At 75.9% G+C, this 4321-nt stretch carries 5 protein-coding genes; 2 read left to right on the top strand and 3 right to left on the bottom strand.

Annotation, left to right across the window (positions count from 1 at the left end):
• Nucleotides 1–540, top strand: a 540-nt coding sequence (locus tag GTW08_RS21355) for a D-arabinono-1,4-lactone oxidase (RefSeq protein ID WP_275939000.1), incomplete at its 5' end; no start/stop codon positions are given.
• Nucleotides 541–555: 15 nt separating this feature from the next.
• Here GTW08_RS21355 and GTW08_RS21350 read toward each other — a convergent pair.
• Nucleotides 556–1881 (bottom strand): amidohydrolase family protein, encoded by a 1326-nt coding sequence (locus GTW08_RS21350; RefSeq protein ID WP_073576111.1) that lies wholly within the window; start codon nucleotides 1879–1881, stop codon nucleotides 556–558.
• 1 nt (nucleotide 1882) lies between these two features.
• A complete protein-coding gene (locus tag GTW08_RS21345) occupies nucleotides 1883–2527 on the bottom strand; it encodes an NYN domain-containing protein (RefSeq protein ID WP_073576110.1) in 645 nt (214 codons plus the stop codon).
• Between the two features lie 67 nt (nucleotides 2528–2594).
• Between GTW08_RS21345 and paaI the strand changes: the two genes are divergently transcribed.
• Nucleotides 2595–3044: a hydroxyphenylacetyl-CoA thioesterase PaaI gene (paaI, locus tag GTW08_RS21340; RefSeq protein WP_073576109.1), complete on the top strand. Its 450-nt coding sequence runs from the start codon at nucleotides 2595–2597 to the stop codon at nucleotides 3042–3044.
• Between the two features lie 7 nt (nucleotides 3045–3051).
• On the opposite strand, the gene GTW08_RS21335 is transcribed toward paaI, so the two are convergent.
• Complete coding sequence (locus tag GTW08_RS21335; RefSeq protein WP_301549258.1) at nucleotides 3052–4143, bottom strand: nitric oxide synthase oxygenase; 1092 nt, start codon at nucleotides 4141–4143, stop codon at nucleotides 3052–3054.
• Between the last annotated feature and the right edge of the window lie 178 nt (nucleotides 4144–4321).

The raw sequence follows: 4321 nt of genomic DNA, 5'->3' as shown, positions 1-4321 counted from the left end.
TGGGGGCAGGCGGTGTCGCGGCTGGCGTCGTCGTGGTGGTCCTCCGGGGTGGGGCTGCGGTCCGGGTGGCCGCCGCCGCAGCGCTGGGCGCCCGGCACGGCCGGGCCGCCGCACGAGGTACTGCCGGACCCGCAGCCGTGGGACCCGGACCTGTCCGAGTGGGCTGTGCCGCGTGCCGCGCTCGGGACGGTCCTGCGCGAGCTGGGGGCCGCCGTCGCCGCGCGGGGGCGGGAGCTGCGTCCCGTGCGGGTGCGCACCGGACGGGCCGAGACCGGTCTGCTGCACCCGGCGTCCGGTCGGGACACCGCCTACCTGCGGCTGCGGACCCGCGGACCGGCGGAGGAGCCGGTCCGCCGGCTCGCGGGCGCGGTCTGCGAGGACGCCGACGGGCGGCCTTGCTGGACCACCCGGCACGCCTGGGGGCCGGACGAGCTCGCCGTCGCCTACCCGGGGTGGGAGGCGTTCCGCGCCGTCCGCGATCGGTTCGACCCCGACCGCCGCTTCACCGACCCGCACCTCGCGGCCGTACTCGGCCGCTGACGGGCGCGGGACCGCTCAGACCTGCCCGCGCAGCCGCGCCGAGATCGACCGCACCGCGGCGAGTGACGCCCGGCGGTCGGCCCGGGTCGGCTCACCGGCGTCGATGACCTGCTCGCCGCCCACCCACACGTCGTGGACCAGGCGGGAGCCGCCTGCCCACACCAGGTTCGACACGAGCTGCGCGTCGTCCGACGGCGCGACGAACGCGGAGTCGTCGGTGTCGACGTGCACCACGTCCGCCCGCCGCCCGGCCTCCAGCGCGCCGAGGTCGTCGCGGCCGATCGCGTGCGCGGCGTCCGCGGTGCCCATGAGCAGCACGTCGGCGGCGGTGAGGGCGGCGGCGTCGTCGGCCCCGACCCGTGCCATCAGCCCGGCGAGCCGCGCCTGGTGCCAGAGGTCCAGGTCGTCGCAGGAGGCGGGACCGTCGGTGCCCAGACCCACCCGGACCCCGGCCCGGCGCAGGTCCAGCAGCCGGGCGGTGCCCGCCGCGAGCTTCGCGTTCGAGCCGGGACAGTGCGCGACGGCGACGCCGTGCCGGGCGTAGACGGCGATGTCGTCGTCGGACAGGTGGACCGAGTGCGCGGCCAGCACCCGCCCGCCGAGCGCGCCGCCCGCGTCGAGCATCGCCGGGACGGAGCCGTGGGCCTCGCGCACGTGGGCGTCCTCGCCGCGGGACTCCGCGACGTGGGTGTGCACCAGCGCGCCGCGCTCGCGGGCGGCCGCGGCGACCGACTCCAGCGCACCCGACGGCAGCGTGTAGGCCGAGTGCGGGCCGTAGCCCAGCTCGATCCGGCCGTCGTCGTCGGGGGCCAGGCCATGGGCGTCGATCCGGGCGGAGACGTCGTCGCGCATCTGCTCCCAGGTCCCGAGCCGGTCCCAGCCGGGCGCGGCGATGATCCCCGGGGTGAGCACGGCCCGCGAGCCCGCGGTGCGGACGGCGTCGGCCAGGGCGTCGGTGAAGAAGTACATCTCGACGCTGGTGGTGCAGCCGGTCCGCAGCAGGTCCAGGCAGCCCGCGAGCATCCCGGCGTGGACGTCCTGTTCGGTCAGCAGGCCCTCCGCGGGCCACATGACCTCGGTCAGCCACGGCATCAGCGGCAGGTCGCCGCCCATCCCGCGCAGCAGCGACATGGGGGTGTGGCAGTGCGTGTTGACCATGCCGGGCATGAGCAGCCCGGGCAGCGGCCGCACCACGGCGTCGGTCGCCGGCGCGTCGGAGGCCGTGCCGAAGAACGCGATCCGGCCGGTGTCGTCGACGTCGAGGACCGCGTCACGCACGACCGGGAAGCCGGGCGTGCAGGGCAGCGCGACCGGGGCGGTGAGCCGCTGGAGGACCGCCATGTCAGCGGCGGTCGAGCAGCGAGCGCAGCGACCGGAACGGCGGCAGCCAGGCGCCCTCGTCGGGCAGGGTCTCCAGCGAGACGCGCGGCAGCGGCTCGCGGAACACGCCGTCGATGTCCTCGAGGTCGAGGAACGACAGCGTCTCCGAGGCCAGCGCGAACCCGGCGTACTCGCGGAAGCCGATCACCGTGACGTCGGTTCCGACCTCGATGAGCTTCTCCAGCGGCTCCCGGAACGCCCGCCCGTCCCCCGAGGCGACGACGACGTGGCGCAGCCTGCCCTCGGCCGAGCGCATGCCGATGTGGGCGAGCATGTCGTCGTCGACGTCGGAGTCCTCGCTGGTCTTCGGCTTGGCGAAGACGGCGAAACCCACGTTGCGCAGGGCCTCGACCCAGGGCCGGACGATATCGATGCTGCCCGGGGCGACGTTGGTGAACACACACGCCTCGGCCTCGGCCTCGGGGCCGGCGAGGTCGAGCAGCCAGCGGCCGACGGCGTCGAACCGCGGACGGTAGGCCGAGGTGGGGCGGGCGCCGAGCAGCGAACCGAGGCTCATGTCCATGTTGGGCGCGTCCCACACCAGCAGCACGCGCTCCTGCGGGCCCGTCGGAACGCCGCGTCCGTGTTGCCCCGTCCCGCTGCTCATGCCGGGGAGCCTAGCCGCCGTCGCCCCGCCCGCCCGGCCCGGCGCCCACGCGGGTGAGACTGTCCCCATGGAGAACCCACCGACCGGGCCGGAGCAGCTCGCCACCCGGACCGCCGAGATCATGCGCGACGGCGACCGGGCGAGCCGTGCGGCGGGGGTCGACGTCGTCGCGGTCACCCCCGGACGGGCGACGGCGACCATGACCGTCCGTCCCGACCAGGTCAACGGGCACGGGGTCTGCCACGGCGGCTACCTGTTCCTGTTCGCCGACACCGCGATGGCCTACGCCAGCAACTCCCACGGCGTCTCCGCCCTGGCCAGCGGCGCGGACATCGCGTTCCTGCGCCCGGCGCACGAGGGCGACGTCCTCACCGCCGAGGCGGTCGAGCGGGCCGCGAGCGGCCGGTCCGGGCTCTACGACGTCACCGTCCGCGCCGACGACGGGACGGTCGTCGCCGAGTTCCGGGGCCGCACCCGGCAGGTGCCGGGCCTGAGCCCGGTCACCGCCCGGCCCTGAACGGCCCTCAGCCCTGGTCGTCGCGGGGCCGCAGCCCGTGCGGCTCCAGGAACGCCGGCCGCAGATCCGGGTCGGGCTCGTCGTAGTAGCGGTGGAAGACCGGGGTCTGCGAGCCCGACATCGGCGGCACGATCCAGCTCCAGTCGGCCGGGCAGCGCCGTCCCGCGGCCTCCTCCTTCGCCAGGAAGGTCATGAACCGCTCGGCCTCGCTGTGGTGGTCGGCCATGGTGACGCCGTCGGCGTCGAAGGAGTAGGTGACCGCGCGGACCAGCTCGACCATCGCCCGGTCCCGCCACATCGTGCGCACCGACCGGGTGTCGAGCCCGAGCCGTTTCGCGATCTCGGGCAGCAGGTCGTAGCGGTCGGTGTCGGCGAGGTTGCGGGCGCCGACCTCGGTGTCGAGGTACCAGCCGTTGAACGGGGCGGCCGGGTACACGACCCCGCCGATCTCCAGCGGCATGTTGCTGATGGCGGGCACCGAGTGCCAGCGCAGCCCGAGCCGGGCGAACCAGGGGTGCTCGGGGTGGCGCAGCGGGACCTCGTGCACGGCGTCCGGCGGGACGTCGAACAGCCGGGACCGCCCGTCCGGGCCGGTGATCAGCAGCGGCAGCACGTCGAACCGGCCCGCCGGCTGCGGTCGCGGCCACCCCATCCCGACGACGTGGTCGGTGAAGTCGGCCTGCCCCGGGTCCCCGGTGACGGTGCCGTCGGGGTTGCGGTGCCCGGCGTAGCGGACGAGCTGGTCGTTACGGATCCGCGGGCCGGGACGCCCCGGGGCGTCCGGCGCGAACACCGTCATCGTCGAACGGATCTTCCCGCCGCGGGTGGCGGCGCGCAGGTGCCCGACGCTCTCCTGCGCGATGTCGGCCGGGTCGTTCAGGTGGCGCAGGTCGCGGACCTGCAGCGACTGCCAGTACAGGCGCCCGATGCAGCGCGCGGAGTTCCGCCAGGCCACCCGGGTGCCGAAGACCAGCTCGTGCGTGGTGTGGGTGTAGGTGCCGACCCGGTCGATCTCGGCGCGGACCTGGCGCAGCCGCTCCGGCAGCGGGACGCCCGGCTCGGTCTCGGCGTACACCTGGCGCAGGAACTCCTCGGCCACGGCCGGGTCGACGGGGGCGGGGTCCCGCTCGTCGGCGACGCCGGGGGGCGGCGGGTGTCCGCCGGAGCGTCCGTGCCCGGTGACCGGGCAGCCACCGGTGGCCTCTGCCGGGGGCGCGGTGCGGCTTCCGGCCGACGGCGCGCCACGGCCCTCCACCGGCCGTGCGGTGCGGTTCTCC

The sequence above is a fragment of the Pseudonocardia sp. SID8383 genome, assembly GCF_009864975.1.
Lineage (GTDB): Bacteria > Actinomycetota > Actinomycetes > Mycobacteriales > Pseudonocardiaceae > Pseudonocardia > Pseudonocardia alni.
This window is presented reverse-complemented; position numbering and strand designations above follow the sequence as displayed.